Source organism: Nocardioides nematodiphilus (assembly GCF_020216525.1).
Taxonomy (GTDB): domain Bacteria; phylum Actinomycetota; class Actinomycetes; order Propionibacteriales; family Nocardioidaceae; genus Nocardioides; species Nocardioides nematodiphilus.
In genome coordinates this window covers 142,380-159,040 of the sequence record NZ_JAIWOY010000002.1, presented here as the reverse complement: position 1 = coordinate 159,040, position 16,661 = coordinate 142,380, and the positions used below count along the sequence as shown (strand labels likewise).

At 69.6% G+C, this 16,661-nt stretch carries 8 protein-coding genes; all 8 read left to right on the top strand.

All coding sequences use genetic code 11. From position 1 onward, the window contains the following. Positions 1–27: 27 nt before the first annotated feature. The 8 genes from KSO98_RS19025 to KSO98_RS03790 all read left to right on the top strand — a co-directional run bounded on the left by KSO98_RS19025 (position 28) and on the right by KSO98_RS03790 (position 16,660). Positions 28–249 (top strand): hypothetical protein, encoded by a 222-nt coding sequence (locus tag KSO98_RS19025; protein WP_225283590.1) that lies wholly within the window; start codon positions 28–30, stop codon positions 247–249. After that, on the top strand, positions 216–1,106 hold the full coding sequence (gene dapA, locus KSO98_RS03820) for a 4-hydroxy-tetrahydrodipicolinate synthase (protein ID WP_225283589.1): 891 nt from the start codon (positions 216–218) through the stop codon (positions 1,104–1,106). Before KSO98_RS19025 ends, dapA begins: the two co-directional genes overlap by 34 nt. A 40-nt stretch (positions 1,107–1,146) precedes the next feature. Beyond that, complete coding sequence (locus KSO98_RS03815) at positions 1,147–2,832, top strand: ribonuclease J (protein WP_225283588.1); 1,686 nt, start codon at positions 1,147–1,149, stop codon at positions 2,830–2,832. 120 nt (positions 2,833–2,952) lie between these two features. Further along, positions 2,953–5,700: a DNA translocase FtsK gene (locus tag KSO98_RS03810; protein ID WP_225283587.1), complete on the top strand. Its 2,748-nt coding sequence runs from the start codon at positions 2,953–2,955 to the stop codon at positions 5,698–5,700. After that, positions 5,700–7,262 carry a helix-turn-helix domain-containing protein gene (locus KSO98_RS03805; protein WP_225283586.1) on the top strand — a complete coding sequence of 521 codons (1,563 nt, stop codon included), beginning with the start codon at positions 5,700–5,702 and terminating at the stop codon, positions 7,260–7,262. Before KSO98_RS03810 ends, KSO98_RS03805 begins: the two co-directional genes overlap by 1 nt. 126 nt (positions 7,263–7,388) lie before the next feature. After that, positions 7,389–8,837: a 30S ribosomal protein S12 methylthiotransferase RimO gene (rimO, locus tag KSO98_RS03800; protein ID WP_308012728.1), complete on the top strand. Its 1,449-nt coding sequence runs from the start codon at positions 7,389–7,391 to the stop codon at positions 8,835–8,837. A gap of 56 nt (positions 8,838–8,893) precedes the next feature. Continuing rightward, the gene (gene pgsA / locus KSO98_RS03795; RefSeq protein WP_225283584.1) at positions 8,894–9,505 is read left to right on the top strand and encodes a CDP-diacylglycerol--glycerol-3-phosphate 3-phosphatidyltransferase; all 612 of its coding nucleotides are present in this window, start codon (positions 8,894–8,896) and stop codon (positions 9,503–9,505) included. Positions 9,506–9,682: 177 nt separating this feature from the next. Beyond that, a complete protein-coding gene (locus tag KSO98_RS03790; protein ID WP_225283583.1) occupies positions 9,683–16,660 on the top strand; it encodes an ExeM/NucH family extracellular endonuclease in 6,978 nt (2,325 codons plus the stop codon). Position 16,661: the final 1 nt, after the last annotated feature.

Here is a 16,661-nt window from a genome sequence, read left to right as displayed (position 1 = left end):
TGATGCCCGTCCAAGCTCGAGTACGCGATGAACAAGCAGTGGGAGCGCACCACCTCCGACAACGTCAACCGCACGACCACGACGCTCAAGGGCCTGACCGCGGGTCATCCCACCCTGACGTTCTGGGCGGTCGACCCGGTGCACCGTCCGCCGCTCGCAACCCGCGGGCGGCGGACGGTGCATTCCCAGTGGAGGAGGGACGATAGGCTCAGGCCATGTCGTCTGCTGCTCCGTTCGGAACCGTTCTGACCGCGATGGTCACCCCCTTCGACGCCGACGGCGCCGTGGACCTGGAGCAGGCCCAGAAGGTCGCCGAGCACCTCATCGACAACGGCCACGACGGCCTGGTCCTCTCCGGCACCACCGGCGAGTCGCCGACCACCACCGTCGAGGAGGACGGCCAGATCCTGCGCGCCGTGCGCGAGGCGGTCGGCGCCGACGTCCCGCTCGTGGCCGGCATCGGCACCAACGACACCCGTACGACCCTCCAGCTCGCTGCGCAGGCCGAGGCCAACGGGGCTGACGGCCTGCTGCTCGTCTCCCCGTACTACTCCAAGCCGGGCCAGCGCGGGCTGATCCACCACTTCAAGCAGGTCGCCGACGCCACCAAGGCGCCGATCATGCTCTACGACGTCCCCGGTCGCACCGGCACCAAGATCTCCGCGGAGGTCTACCGCGAGGCCGCGACCTGGGGGCGGGTGAGCGCGGTCAAGTGCGCCGCCGGCGATGTCGCCGAGGCCGGCTTCCTCACCGACCTCGGCTTCTCCGTCTACTCCGGTGACGACCCGCTCACCCTCGGCTTCCTGGCCTACGGTGCGGTCGGCGTCGTCTCCGTCGTCGCGCACGCCGCAGGCACTCAGATCCGCTCGATGATCGAGGCCTTCCAGGCGGGTGACGTCGCGACCGCGCGCAAGATCGACGCGCAGCTGCGCCCGGCGTACGCCGCCGTGATGGGGGTGCCCAACTACGGCGCCGTCACCGCCAAGGGCGCGCTGCAGGCGCTCGGCGTCCTCGACAACCGCTTCGTCCGCTCCCCGCTCGTCCCGCTGGACGACGAGGAGTACGTCGCACTCACCGCCGGCCTCAGCGCCGCCGGTCTTCTGTGATCCATCGCTGAGCCTGAACGACTCGCAAGGAAGGGCCCCTATGAGCCACCCCCATCCCGAGCTCTCCGCTCCGGCCGAGCTCCCCGAGGGCGCACTGCGGGTCACCCCGCTCGGCGGCCTCGGCGAGGTCGGCCGGAACATGACGGTCTTCGAGTACGCCGGCCGGCTGCTCATCGTCGACTGCGGTGTCCTCTTCCCGGAGGACAATCAGCCCGGTGTCGACCTGATCCTCCCGGACTGGTCCTCGATCCGTGACCGCCTCGACGCCATCGAGGCGCTGGTGCTCACGCACGGTCACGAGGACCACATCGGCGCCACGCCGTACCTGCTGCGTGAGCGCCGCGACATCCCGCTGGTCGGCTCCAAGCTGACCTTGGCGCTGCTCGGCTCCAAGCTGCGCGAGCACCGGCTCAAGGAGACGGTGCACCACATCGTCAAGGAGGGGGAGCGGATCACCTTCGGCCCCTTCGAGCTGGAGTTCGTCGCGGTCAACCACTCCATCCCGGACGCGCTCGCTGTGGCGATCCGTACGGGCGCGGGGATGGCGCTGCACACCGGCGACTTCAAGATGGACCAGCTCCCGCTGGACGGCCGGATCACCGACCTGCGTGCCTTCGCGCGGCTCGGGGAGGAGGGCGTCGACCTCTTCCTGACCGACTCGACCAATGCCGAGGTCCCCGGCTTCACCACCGCGGAGAAGAAGATCACCCCGGCGATCGAGCAGGTCTTCCGCGAGTCCTCGCAGCGCATCATCGTGGCCTGCTTCGCCTCGCACGTGCACCGCGTGCAGCAGATCCTCGACGCGGCGGAGAAGTACGGTCGCAAGGTCGGCTACGTCGGCCGCTCGATGGTCCGCAACATGCAGATCGCCTCCGACCTGGGCTACCTCAACGTCCCCCCGGGCGTGATCGTGGACGCCAAGGAGCTCGCCGACCTCCCGCCGGAGAAGCAGGTGCTGGTCTCGACGGGATCCCAGGGCGAGCCGATGTCGGCGCTGTCGCGGATCGCCAACCGGAGCCACAACTTCGTCCAGCTCGCGCCGGGCGACACCGTCCTGCTCGCGTCCTCGCTCATCCCGGGCAACGAGAACGCCGTCTATCGCGTGATCAACGGCCTGGCCCGCCTGGGCGCCAACGTCGTGCACAAGGGCAACGCCCTGGTCCACGTCTCCGGCCACGCCTCGGCCGGCGAGCTGCTCTACTGCTACAACATCGTCCGCCCGCGCAACGTGATGCCGGTGCACGGCGAGGTCCGCCACCTGCAGGCCAACGGCGCGCTGGCCAGCCAGGTCGGCATCGAGAACGTCGTGTACGCCGAGGACGGCTTCGTCGTCGACCTCATGGACGGCGTCGCGAAGGTCGTCGGCAAGGTCGACTGCGGCTACGTCTTCGTCGACGGCACCTCCGTCGGCGACATCACCGAGGCCGACCTCAAGGACCGCCGGATCCTCGGCGAGGAGGGCTTCATCTCGGTGATCATCGTGGTCGACTCGGTCTCCGGGAAGGTCTCCGCGGGTCCCGAGATCCACGCCCGCGGCAACGCGTGGGACGAGTCCACCTTCGACGACATCCGTCAGCCGATCGTGGACGCGGTCAACCGGGTCATCGCCGAGGGCGCCACGGACACGTACGCCATGCAGCAGGCCATCCGCCGGGCGATCGGTCGCTGGGTCTCCGACACCCACCGCCGCCGGCCGATGATCGTCCCGGTGGTCATCGAGGCGTAGCCAGTGGGCCGCGCGTGAGGCGCGCGGCCCCAGCAACGCTGAGGCGCGTGGTGGGGGAGTGGGCGACACGCACTCCTGAGGTCCCTGTGACGGGTGTGATCAACAAATAGGGTGGCCAGCATGGCGACCCGTACGTCTTCCCCGCCGCGTGCCGCCGCGAAAGCACCCGCACGTGGCAGCAGCACCAGGAGCACAGCCAAGGCTCCTGCCAAGAGCGCTGCCCGGCGACCGGCCGCACGCCCGGCCCAGCGTCCGGCGCCGCGCGCCGTCCGTACGGGCCGCGGGCCGATCGCACACACCTTCGACGCGATCGCGCGCCTGATCGCCACGATCTGGATGGGCATCGCCCGCGGCGTCGGAGCGGTGGCGCGCAGCGTCGGCCACACCGCCCGCGACCTCGAGCCCGAGCACCGGCGCGACGGCGTCGGCCTGTTCCTGCTGGCCGTCTCCCTGGTGGTCGCGGCCGCCGTCTGGTTCCAGCTCGCCGGCCAGGTCTTCCACGTCACGCGCGTTGCAGTCGCCGGCTCCGTGGGCAAGGTCGGCTGGCTGGTCCCCCTCGGCCTGGTCTACGCCGCCGTCCGCACCCTGCGCGACCCGCAGAAGGGCGGCCCGGTCGGCCGCCAGGTGATCGGCTGGGGCGCGCTCGCGCTCGGAGTGCTCGGCATCGTGCAGATCGCCAACGGCAACCCGCAGCCCGTCAACGGCGACTCCACCGATCTGCAGTCCGCCGGCGGAGCGATCGGCTACGTCGTCGCCAGCCTGCTGCTCGACCTGCTGCGCTCCGACTTCGTGGTCGTCCCGCTGCTGGCGCTACTCGCCTTCTTCGGCGTCCTGGTCATCACCGCGACCCCGCTCTACCAGGTGCCCCACCGCCTCGCGGAGTTCCGCGACCGCGCACTCGGCCTGCACCACGACGACGACGAGGCTCACGTCGATCTCGACGGCGACCGCTACGACGGCCGGTCGCGTCGTGACCGCTCCAACAAGCTCTTCGCCGACGAGACCGGCAGCCGCAGCGAGATCCCCGCGTACGACAGCCCCGTGCTCGCCGAGCCCCAGCCCAAGAAGCGGCGCGGGAAGAAGGCCGCGGCCGAGAAGGACGCGCTCGACCTGGCCCAGGAGTTCAGCAGCGTCGACCTGCTCGGCCAGGGCGACGATGTCGGGGTCGACCTGTTCCAGGACGCGCCCGGGGAGACGACCGGCTTCTTCGACGCAGCCGCCGACGGGTTCGAGGACGAGGACGGCTCCGAGCGGACCAACCCGCGTCTGAAGAAGATCGCCGACAAGCCGGCCCGTACGGCCCCGGTCGGCGCCCGCGAGCCCGAGAACAAGGGCGAGCTGGAGCCGCCGCCGCACGCCCAGCTCCCGCAGCGCGTCGAGCAGCTCGCGCTCTCCGGCGACATCACCTACACGCTGCCCGACAGCTCGGTGCTCAAGGCGGGCGACGCGCACCAGACCCGTACGGCCGCCTCCGACGAGATCGTCAGCCGTCTCCAGGGCGTGCTCGACGAGTTCGGCATCGACGCGCGTGTCACCGACTACACCCGCGGCCCCACGGTCACCCGCTACGTCGTCGAGGTCGGCGTCGGCGTCAAGGTCGAGAAGATCCTCGGCATCCAGAAGAACATCGCCTACGCCGTCGCCTCCTCCGAGGTGCGCATCCTGAGCCCGATCCCCGGCAAGTCCGCGGTCGGCGTCGAGATCCCCAACCGGGACAAGGAGATCGTCTCGCTGGGCGACGTCCTGCGCTCGGGCAACGCGCGCTCGAACACCCATCCGATGGTGGTCGGCCTCGGCAAGGACGTCGAGGGCGGCTTCGTCGTCGCGAACCTGGCGAAGATGCCCCACCTCCTGGTCGCCGGCGCGACCGGCTCGGGCAAGTCGTCCTTCATCAACTCGATGATCACCTCGATCCTGATGCGCTCCACGCCCGACGAGGTCCGGATGATCATGGTCGACCCGAAGCGCGTCGAGCTGACCGCCTACGAGGGCGTCCCGCACCTGATCACCCCGATCATCACGAACCCGAAGAAGGCCGCCGAGGCGCTCGAGTGGGTCTGCCGTGAGATGGACATGCGGTACGACGACCTCGCCAACTTCGGCTTCCGTCACATCGACGACTTCAACAAGGCCGTGCGTGCGGGCAAGGTCGAGGTGCCCGAGCACAGCGAGCGCGTGCTGAGCCCGTATCCGTACCTGCTCGTCGTCATCGACGAGCTCGCCGACCTGATGATGGTCGCCCCGCGCGACGTCGAGTCGTCGGTCGTACGCATCACCCAGCTCGCCCGTGCGGCCGGCATCCACCTGATCCTGGCCACGCAGCGACCCTCGGTCGATGTCGTCACCGGCCTGATCAAGGCGAACGTGCCGTCGCGACTCGCCTTCGCCACCTCGAGTCTCGCCGACTCGCGCGTCGTGCTCGATCAGCCGGGCGCCGAGAAGCTGGTCGGCCAGGGTGACGGTCTGTTCCTGCCGATGGGCGCCTCGAAGCCGATCCGCGTGCAGGGCTCGTGGGTCGGCGACAGCGAGATCGAGGCTGTCGTGAAGCACGTCAAGACCCAGCTCGAGCCGACGTACCGCGAGGACGTCACCGCCGCGCCGGAGTCCAAGCGCGTCCTCGACGACGACATCGGCGACGACATGGACCTGGTCGTCCAGGCCATCGAGCTGGTCGTCAGCACCCAGTTCGGCTCGACGTCGATGCTGCAGCGCAAGCTCCGCGTCGGCTTCGCCAAGGCGGGACGCCTCATGGACATCATGGAGAGCCGCGGCGTGGTCGGACCGTCGGAGGGCTCCAAGGCCCGCGACGTCCTGGTCAAGCCCGACGAGATCGACGGCGTGATCGCCACCATTCAGGGAGAGATGTGATGGTCGAGATTCGACGCAACGCCCGGCTCGCCGGCGTCATCGCGGCGGTCGCGCTGCTGCTGGGCATCGGGTTCGTGCTGCGCGGCGGTGGCTCGCTCGTCGTGGGCGCCCTGCTGCTCGCGCTGGGCCTCGGCTACGCGTTCGCCGCCTGGGACGCCCGGACCCCGCTCACCGTGGTGGACCAGTACGGCGTACGGATGCGGCTCGGCCGCACCTGGTGCGGCCTGCCGTGGGGCGAGATCGACGAGGTCGAGCATCAGCCCCGCCCGGCCGGAGTCGCCGGACTGTGGCGCGACGGCCGTCTCACCGTGCTGCCGGTCGACAACGCCGCCCAGCTCGACGGCCTCTCCGGGCTCGCGCGGCGCCTCGGGCGTCTCGGCGAGCGGATGTACGGCGTGCCGTTCGCGGTCCCGCTCGGGCTCGGCACCACCGTCTCCGGCGCGGGCGAGAGCCTGACCGACACGCTGCTGGCCCTGGCACCGGCGGAGGTCGACGTCGTCGAGATCGACCCGACGCTGGCGGCCTCGACCGAGGCCGGCGACGTCGCGGATCTCTCCGACACCGCCGAGCGCCCCGTGGTGCCCGCGACCGACACCGCTGAGCGTCCCGCCGTGGTCGAGGAGCCCGCCGTCGTCGAGGAGCCCGCCTTCCTCGCCAGCCCGACCCCGAGCCCGCTGCGCGAGCCCACCGTGGCCGTCCGTGCGGAGGTCGTCGGCCAGGCCGCGCTCGCGCCGATGGATGCCGACCTCGACGCCACCCAGTACGTCCAGGTCGTCCCCGAGCACAGCGACCAGCGCCGCGAGGTCGTCTTCGACGATCTGGTCGACTCCGCCATCATCCCGGCGGCGAACCCGGTCGTCGGCCCGCAGCTGGCCGCCGCCCGCGCCCGGGTCGGCCTGAGCATCGACCAGCTCGCCGAGCGCACCCGGATCCGTCCGCACGTGCTCGAGTCGATCGAGGTCGACGACTTCCTGCCCTGCGGCGGCGACTTCTACGCCCGCGGCCACCTGCGCACCATCGCCCGGGTCCTCGGCGTCGACGCGGCCCCGCTCCTCGAGACGTACGACGCCACCTACGCCGACGCGCCCGTCGACCCGCGGGCGGTCTTCCAGGCCGAGCTGGCCAGCAGCCACGGCGGCGGTCTGCGCCCGGTCCGCGGCGGCCCGAACTGGTCGGTCCTGGTGGCCGCCGTGATGGCGGTCGTCCTGATCTGGTCGGTCGCGCGCCTGGTGATGGCCGGCTCCCCGTCCTCACCCGCCCCGCAGATCAGCCTCGACAGCGGCTCGGCCGGCACCAGCAATCCGTACGGCAAGACCGCCTCGCCGGTGCCTGTCACGCTGACCGCAGCGGGCGGCGGCGCGCAGGTCGTCGTGCGTGACGCCACGGGCACGGTCGTCTTCACCGGTGACCTGTCCTTCGGCCAGAGCAAGACCCTCAAGGTCGCCCCGCCGGTCCGCGTCCAGTCGAGCGACGGCTCGCTCGCCGTCTCGGTCAAGGGCGGCAAGCCCGAGGCGATCGGCTCCATCGGCCAGTCCGCGCAGAAGACGTACACCGCCGACTGACGCACGCTGCAGCATGCCGAATCAGGGTCCTCGCGAATCGTCGCGAGGACCCTGATCGCGTCATACTCGACTGCGATGACTGAGACTGCCGAGGCCGCTGACCCTGCTGCGACGACCGCCCCTGTTCTGTCGGTGGCGATGGTGACCCTCGGGTGCACCCGCAACGAGGTCGACTCCGAGGAGCTGGCCGGCCGTCTCCTGGCCGGCGGCTTCAAGCTCGTCACCGACCCCTCCGAGGCCGACACCGTGGTGGTCAACACCTGCGGCTTCGTCGAACAGGCGAAGAAGGACTCGGTCGACACGCTCCTCGAGGCAGCCGACCTCAAGGAGAACGGCAAGGCCCAGGCCGTCGTCGCCGTCGGCTGCATGGCCGAGCGCTACGGCAAGGAGCTGGCCGACCAGCTGCCCGAGGCCGACGCCGTGCTCGGCTTCGACGACTACCCCGACATCGCCGCCAAGCTTCGCGCGATCGTCGCCGGCGGCCACCACGAGGCGCACACGCCCAGCGATCGGCGTCTGCTGCTCCCGATCAGCCCCGTCGAGCGCGACGCCACCACGATCTCCGTCCCCGGAATGGGCGAGAACGTCACCGGCATGATCGGGGGAGTCGCCACGGACTTCTCCGCCGTACGCGCTCGTCTCGACGACGCCCCGTGGGCGCCGCTCAAGCTGGCGTCGGGCTGCGACCGTCGCTGCACCTTCTGCGCCATCCCCAGCTTCCGCGGCTCCTTCGTGTCGCGCCGTCCGAGCGACGTCCTGCACGAGGCACAGTGGCTCGCCTCGCAGGGCGTCAAGGAGCTCTTCCTCGTCTCGGAGAACTCGACGTCCTACGGCAAGGACCTCGGCGACATCCGGCTGCTCGAGTCGCTGCTGCCCGAGCTCTCCGCCGTCGAGGGCATCGAGCGCGTTCGGGTCTCGTACCTCCAGCCGGCGGAGACCCGTCCGGGTCTGATCAAGGCGATCGCGACCACGCCGGGCGTGGCCCCGTACTTCGACCTCTCGTTCCAGCACGCCTCCAACGCGGTGCTGCGCAAGATGAAGCGCTTCGGCGACCCGGAGTCGTTCCTCAAGCTGCTCGAGCAGGTCCGCGAGTACGCGCCGACCGCGGGCATCCGGTCCAACGTCATCGTCGGCTTCCCAGGCGAGACCGAGCAGGACCTCGAGATCCTCTGCGACTTCCTCGAGGCCGCGCGTCTCGACGTCACCGGCGTGTTCGGCTACTCCGACGAGGAGGGCACCGAGGCCGCCGGCTTCACCGACAAGCTCGACGAGGACGAGGTCGCGGCCCGTCTGGCGCACGTCTCCAACCTGGTCGAGGAGCTCACCGCGCAGCGCGCCGAGGAGCGCATCGGCGAGGTCGTCGACGTGATCGTGGAGATCATCGACGACGTCGATGGAGAGGACGGCGAGCCCGAGAGCGGTGTCGAGATCGTCGGCCGCGCGGCCCACCAGGGCCCCGACGTCGACGGCATGACCACCCTGGTCGGAGACCTCGACGGCGTACGCCGCGGCGATCTGATCCGCGCCACGGTCGTCGCCAGCGAGGGCGTCGACCTCATCGCCGAGGTGCAGTAGCGCACCGTCCGCTGCGGATCGGGGCTCCGTCCCCGGGAGCAGATAGGGTCGCCTTCGTGACCGAGACCCAGGCCGCGAAGCCGAGCAACTGGAACGTCCCCAACATCTTGACGACGTTGCGGATCGTGATGGTGCCCTTCTTCGGCTGGGCGCTGCTGGCCCACGACGGCAACGACGCGACCTGGCGTCTGATCGCCTGGCTGATCTTCTTCGTCGCGATGGCGACCGACAAGATCGACGGCGACCTGGCGCGCAAGCACAACCTCATCACCAACTTCGGCAAGATCGCCGACCCGATCGCCGACAAGGCGATCACGGGGATGGCCTTCATCGGCCTGTCGATCATCGGCGAGGTCTGGTGGTGGGTGACCATCCTGGTGCTGATCCGGGAGTGGAGCGTCACCTTCGTCCGGCTCGCCGTCGCCTCCAAGGTGGTCCTCGCTGCGGACACGCTGGGCAAGTGGAAGACCTTCATCCAGGGCATCGCGCTCGGCGGTCTGGTCCTCCCGCTCACCGACCCCGACGCTCCCGACTGGTGGGAGATCCCGGGCGACACCCTGCACTGGCTCTTCGAGGGCGCCCTCGGTGTCGCCGTCATCCTGACCTTCTGGTCCGGTGCCCAGTTCTACGCCTCGATCTGGAGCCAGCGAGCCAAGCTCCGCAGCTGATCTGACAGTGGGTGCACAGGTCGGGATATTGATGTATCTCTTGGCCTGTTCTTACGTGTTGTTAACCTTCCGGACCTCGTGCGGTAGTGCGACTTCGGTTGGGTTCAAGCGTCTGCGGGGCTAGGCATCTCGGGCTCGACCTCCGCGCATCCACTTGTCGATCGGGGAGCCCTCCAGATGTCAGCAGCACGCCGCGTAGCCGGTGCATTTCTCGGGGCGGCTCTCGCCGTCGCGGGCCTTCAAGTCCTGACGCCGGGCGTCGCCCACGCGAATGCAACAGGCACCGGACTGGTGATCAACGAGGTCTACGGCGGTGGCGGTAACACCGGCGCGGCATACACGTACGACTTCGTCGAGCTCTACAACCCGACCGACGCCGCGATCTCCCTGTCCGGGATGAGCCTGCAGTACAGGTCGGGTGCGAGCACGGCCGTGCCTGGGGCGGCAGGCGTGAACACGCTGAGCGGCTCTGTCGCCAAGCACGGGCACTTCCTCGTGCAGCTCGCCGCCGGAACCTCCGTCACGGACAAGCCACTGCCGGGCGTGGACCTGGCCGTCACCGCATCCCCGTCGGCCCTCAGCGGCAGCGGCGGACAGATCTACCTGGTCAACGGGACGAGCCCCGTGGCCGCCCAGACGAACAGCGCAGCACCGTGGACGTTCGCCACGTCTGTCGTCGACTTCGTCGGCTGGGGCACCTCGACCACCGTCTTCGAGGGCTCGAACCGCGCCGGTGCGACCGCCAACGGCACCTCGATCTCGCGCGGCGCGCTGGGGGTCGACAGCGACGACAACGCCGTCGACTTCGCGCCTGCGGCGACGCCGACACCGGAGGGTTCGGCTTCGGACGGGGGCGCTCCGGCACCGCTCGCGCTGGCGACGGTGCCCAACACGAAGATCCTCGCCGGCTCCTCGGTGAGCATCCAGACGTCGGCCAGCGGTGGATCCGGCGACGTCACGTTCGCCCTGACGGGTACGCCGGACACGGCGGGTCTGTCGATCAGCTCGAGCGGCCAGATCACCGGCAAGCCGACGACGGCGGGCACGTACACCATCACCGTGACCGCGACGGCCGGCGCCGAGTCGGTCGCGAAGAGCTTCACGCTCACCGTCGTGGCCCCGAACCGTGCCGACCACGTCCTCATCAGTGAGGTCTGGGGCGACGGCGGCTACACGGACGCCCCGTTCTCGAACGACTACATCGAGCTCTACAACCCGACGGCCGCACCGGTGAACCTCACCGGCTGGGCGATCGCCTACCGAGGCTTCACGACCACGAAGAACCCGGTCGACACCTACCCGCTCACGATCACCGGCTCGGACACCATCCAGCCGGGCGGCTACTACCTGATCCAGGGCCAGGCCGACGCCAACGGCGGCGGCGCGAGCCTGCCGGACCCCGATGCGACGGTCGACATCGACTACAACACCTTCGACTACCGCGACGGCTTCGTCGCCCTCCTCGACACGACCACCGCTCCGACCCTGCCGACGGGTGACATCACCGCCTCCGAGGGCACCCAGCACATCGTGGACGCGCTCGGCTACGGCCCGACGAACACGTTCGAGGGTGCGAAGCAGACGGCCCAGACGAGCAGCGAGACCGCTGCGATCCGCCAGCCCGTCGACAACGACTCGAACGACAACACGCTCGACTTCGTCCTCGGTGACCTGACCCCGACGAACTCCAACGGCGTCGTCGGCGACGACGGCAAGGTCGTCCTGCCGACCACCTGTGACAGCACGCTCCCGGCCAACCCCGCGATCGCGCAGGTCCAGGGGACCGACGCCGGCTTCTCGCCGTACATCAACTGCAGCGTCACGACCACCGGGGTCGTCACCGCGATCTACGCCAAGGGCTTCGACGCCAGCGGCAAGGCGACGTGCGGCTACTGCGGCTTCTACATCCAGACCCCGGGTGCCGACAGCACGCCGGGTGCCTCGGACGCGGTCTTCGTCTCGGCCGGCACCAAGTTCGACGGCAAGACCGTGCCCGGCACGGGGACCGCGCTCGCGGTCGGCGACGCCGTCCAGATCAAGGGCAAGGTCGGCGAGTACGGCAGCGGCGAGACGCTCACCCAGGTCGTCGTCGACCCGACGGTCGCAGGCAACATCGCCGTCACGACTCCTCAGGCCGGCGGCGTCGTCACGCGAGGCGCGGCCCCGACCACGTACGCGGCGCGCGAGGCGCACGAGGGCGAGCTCTTCGACCCGACCCACGTGGTCGTGACCGACTCGTACAACTTCGAGAGCCAGGGCGAGCTCGGTCTTGCCGCGGGCGCTCCCGACCCGGCGGGCCCGGTCGCGAAGGCGCTCGGGGACGTCGCCGAGGCGCCCCTTCAGCAGCCGGGCCAGATCTGCCGCGACGGGGACTCGACCTGCATCCAGGCTGCCCAGGCCGACCTCAAGAATCGCGGCTACTTCCTGACCGGTGGCACGACCTACCTCGGTACGTCGAACATCTACCACCCGGACAAGGCCAAGAACTCCGATCTGCCGTACCCGTTCATCGACAAGGACCACTCGGCCCGCGTCGGCGCGGACGTCACCTTCCCGCAGGGCGCGATCCTCGACTTCCGCAACAAGAAGTGGTACCTCGAGCCGCCGCGATCGGTGGTCGCGACCTGCGCCAACACGACCGCGCCGCACGGCACCTGCACCCCGGACCTCGGCGCCGACGTGGTCACCTTCGAGGACACGCGTGCCCAGAACCTCACCCCGGTGACGGCACCGGCAGGCAGCAACATCAGGTTCGCGACGTACAACGTGGAGAACTTCTTCTCGGTGACGATGAACGAGTTCGCCGCCAAGAACCCGCTGTACACCTGCGAGTACGACAACGACCGCACGGGTGCGGGGTTGCTGTCCTACCAGTGCACCAACCCGGCCGGCATGGCCACGGCATGGGACCCGGTGACGGGCGCCGTCACGGCGTACAGCTCCTCGCTCGCCAACGCCCCTCGCGGCGCCGGCCGTTCGCAGGATCTCGATCGTCAGACGTCGAAGATCGTGACCGCGATCAACCGGCTCGGCGCCGACGTCGTCGCCCTCGAGGAGATCGGCAACCCGAACAAGCTCAAGCTGGGGGTCACCAACGACCCGCTGCACCCCGACCTGAGCAACAAGAAGGACCAGGGCCAGGGGACCGCGATCCAGTGGCGTGACGAGACGGTCGCCTACCTGGTCGACCACCTCAACGCGAAGCTCGCGCCCAGTGACGACCAGTGGGCTTTCGCGGCCTCGCCGGAGGAGACCACCGACGCGACCTCGGTCCCGGGGATGTGCACGACGGTGCAGCCCAACGGCACCCCGGTGCCCGGCCCGGCCAACCTCGCCGGCACCTGCTCGTACGCGAGTGGTCAGGACGTGATCCGCTCGGCCTTCATCTACAAGAAGGCCAAGGTCGTCCCGGTGGGCCAGGGGGACCTCGACCTGCCCGGCTACTCCGTCAACGGCACGCCGGACCCGTGGGGCAACCACGTCTTCACCGATGCTGCCGGCAAGCCGACGAGCTCCCCGTTCGACAGTGCTCGCGAGCCGTTCGCCCAGTACTTCAAGCCGGTGGGCGCGAAGAACGACGAGGGCTTCGCGCTGATCGTCAACCACTACAAGTCCAAGGGCGACGCCGCTGCTCCGGCGGGTCCGGCCAAGGGCGGGGACAAGAACGACCCGCTGCACGGTGCCTTCAACGCCACCCGTGTCGCTCAGTCGAAGGAGCTCATCCGCTTCGCGAACGCGTTCGCCCACAAGTGGAACACCGACAAGGTCTTCCTGCTCGGTGATTTCAACGCCTACAGCGGCGAAGACCCGGTGACCACGATCGAGGACGCCGACGACACCGTCGACCCGCTCGACTTCAAGGAGATCCACTCCGACGACAAGAGCGACACCAGCTATGTCTTCAGCACCAAGGTGAACGGCATCGGGTACGGCGGGGCGGGCTCGCTCGACCACATCTTCGCCAGCGCCGGCGCCCGGGCCACGAGCCCGCACACCGACATCTGGGAGATCAACGCCAACGAGCCCGACGTCTACGACTACGGCCGCTACAACACCAACGCGACCGACTTCTTCGACGGCAACGCTCCGTGGCGCGGCTCGGACCACAACCCGGAGGTCATCGACCTGACCCTGCCAAGCGCTTCGGCCGCGAAGCAGGTCACCGACGTCCAGATCCTCGGCATCAACGACTTCCACGGTCGCCTGATCGCCGATGCCTCGGACGGCGGCGCGGCGCCGCTCGCCGGTGCGGTCGCGTCGCTGCGTGGCATCTACGGTGCGGATGAGACCGTCCTGGCGTCAGCCGGCGACAACGTCGGCGCGTCGATCTTCGAGTCCTTCACCCAGCACGACAAGCCGACCCTGGACGCGCTGAACGAGATGGACCTGCAGGTCTCGTCCGTGGGCAACCACGAGTTCGACCATGGCGTGAACGACCTGCTCAACCGGATCGAGAAGCCGTACGACGCCGACACCAACAAGTACGGCGCGGACAAGGCGCTGACCTGGGGCGACTACCTCGCCGCGAACGTGGTCTGGAAGGACTCGTCCAACGGCCACACCGCGGGCGACCCGATCTCGGCGCCGACCAGGATGATCGAGGTGCCCAACTCGCTGTCCGGGACCCCGATCAAGATCGGCTTCGTCGGCGCGGTCACCTCGGACCTCCCGTCGCTGCAGAGCCCGGAGAACCTCGCCGGCGTGACGGTGCTCAACAACGCCGACACGATCGCCAAGGTCAACGACTACGCGGCCGACCTCAAGGCCAAGGGCGCCGACCTGGTGATCCTGCTCGACCACGAGGGCGCGGCCACGACCGACTGCAGCACGATGAAGTCGGCCGGCACGGCCTTCTCCTCGATCGTCAACGGCGTCGACGACGACGTGGACGCGATCCTGTCGGGTCACACCCACCTCGAGTACTCCTGCACCTTCCGGAAGAAGGCCACGGCCAGCAACCCGCTGACCGTCCGTCCGGTGATGCAGGGCGCCTCGTACGGCACGGCGCTCGACCAGCTCGTCTACTCGTTCGACGCGAGCAACAAGCCCGTCGACCTGATCGCCAACAACGTCGGTGTGAAGGGCCCGAGCGGCGCGCTGTTCAACTACGGCGCCGACCCTGACGTCCAGCCGATCGTCGACAAGGCCGTCGCGGACTCGGCGGTGGCGGGAGCACAGGTCCTCGGCACGATGACCGCTCCGATGTACCGCTCGAAGCTGAGCGACGGCACCGACAACCGCGGTGGCGAGTCGACCCTGGGCAACCAGGTCGCCGAGATCCAGCGCTGGGCGACAGCCGGCGTGCAGCAGGGTGGCGCGCAGATCGCCTTCATGAACCCCGGTGGGCTCCGTGCCGACGCCGAGGGCACCAAGAACGGGGACGCCTACGACCTCACCTACCGTGAGGCCGCCGACGTCCAGCCGTTCGCCAACGAGCTGGTCAACATGAGGCTCACCGGCGACCAGATCAAGACGGTGCTCGAGGAGCAGTGGCAGCGCGACGCCAAGGGCGACATCCCGGCGCGTCCGTTCCTCAAGCTCGGCATCAGCAAGGGGTTCACGTACACCTACGCCGAGCAGCAGGACCCGGCGAAGCCGGCGGGCGCGATGCACGGGACCGTGACGGGGATGTGGCTCGACGGCACGCCGATCGACCCCGAGGCGACCTACTCGGTCACGGTCAACAGCTTCCTGGCCACCGGTGGTGACAACTTCTGGGAGCTGAACAACGGCGCCGAGAAGCTCGACACCGAGCAGACCGATCTGCAGGGTCAGGTCGACTACATGAGGCAGTACGGCACCACGCCGCTGCAGGTCGACTCCTCGCAGCGCGGCATCAAGGTGACGCTCCCGGCCGACGCTCCCGCGTCGTACAAGCCGGGCGACGCGGTGGTCCTGCGTCTCGGCTCGCTGGACATGAACGGCGGCTCGGACGCCGACAAGCCCGTCCAGGACAGCACCGTCAGCATCAAGGTCGGCGATGAGGTCGTGGCGGCCGACATCCCGGTCACGCACGGCAACAGCACGACGCCGGACGACCACTGGGGCACGACCGACCAGATCTCGTTCGTGGTTCCGGCCAGTGCGGTGGCGGGTGACACGGTGCGCGTCGTCGGTGCCGCCACGGGCACCGACGCGATCCTGCCGCTCGCACTCGATCTGCCCAAGCGGGCCTCGACCGTGACGGCGGCGGCGCAGACGCTCACCTACGGTGCCTCCGGCGCGCTCGTCGCGAGCGTGGCTGCTGCGAACGGAAGCGAGGTCCCGACCGGAACGATCACGTTCCGCGAGGGCTCGACGGTGATCGGGGCAGCCCCGGTCAACGGCAGCGGGGTGGCGACTCTCGCCATCAGCGAGGTCACGCTCGGCGCGGGTGTACCGCACGCCATCACGGCGGTGTACAGCGGCGACGCGGCCTTCGACGGCGACACGAAGACGTTCGATCTGACGGTCACCCAGGGTGCGCCCACCGTGGCCGCCTCGAGCGTCACCGTGACGCAGGGGACCAGCGCGACCTTCCCGGTCACCGTCTCCGCGTCCGCGACGTCGAAGCCGACCGGCACCGTCACGATCATGGAGGGCAGCAGCCAGCTGGCCAGCGGCACGTTGACCAACGGCGCCGTCACCATCGCGGTGGCGACCGGCGCCCTGTCGGTGGGTGCGCACACGCTGACCATCACCTACGGCGGCGACGACAACTTCGCCACCGCCGGTGTCGGGGTGACCCTCACCGTCGACGCGCCGGACACGGGCGATGGTGGCGGTGACACGGGCGGCAGCACGACGCCGACCCCGACCCCGACGCCGACTCCCACCACGACCCCGACGCCGACACCCGGCAACGGCCATGGACACCCGCCGACGGACACGCCGCCCGTCGTGGTGAACCTGCCCTCCGTGCCGGCGCACCCGACGAAGCCGATCGTGATCCACGTGGAGGTCAACGGCGAGCCGGTGACCGGCAAGGTCGTCGTCAAGGTCGGGGACCGTCAGGTCACGGTCCAGGCGGTCAACGGCACGGTGAGGCTCAGCGCGGGCAAGATCCGCCGGCTGCTCGGTGACCGGCATGGCAAGGTCAAGGCCAAGATCCACCTCGTGGGCAGCGCGAAGACCACGTCCTTCACCTTCACCGTGAAGGGACACCGTCACCACTGAC

What these genes read in the sequence shown, in the direction of transcription:
- KSO98_RS19025 (WP_225283590.1), top strand. Translation starts at nt 28, where the DNA reads ATGAACAAGCAGTGGGAGCGCACCACCTCCGACAACGTCAACCGCACG.
- KSO98_RS03815 (WP_225283588.1), top strand. Translation starts at nt 1,147, where the DNA reads ATGAGCCACCCCCATCCCGAGCTCTCCGCTCCGGCCGAGCTCCCCGAG.
- dapA (WP_225283589.1), top strand. Translation starts at nt 216, where the DNA reads ATGTCGTCTGCTGCTCCGTTCGGAACCGTTCTGACCGCGATGGTCACC.
- KSO98_RS03790 (WP_225283583.1), top strand. Translation starts at nt 9,683, where the DNA reads ATGTCAGCAGCACGCCGCGTAGCCGGTGCATTTCTCGGGGCGGCTCTC.
- KSO98_RS03805 (WP_225283586.1), top strand. Translation starts at nt 5,700, where the DNA reads ATGGTCGAGATTCGACGCAACGCCCGGCTCGCCGGCGTCATCGCGGCG.
- KSO98_RS03810 (WP_225283587.1), top strand. Translation starts at nt 2,953, where the DNA reads ATGGCGACCCGTACGTCTTCCCCGCCGCGTGCCGCCGCGAAAGCACCC.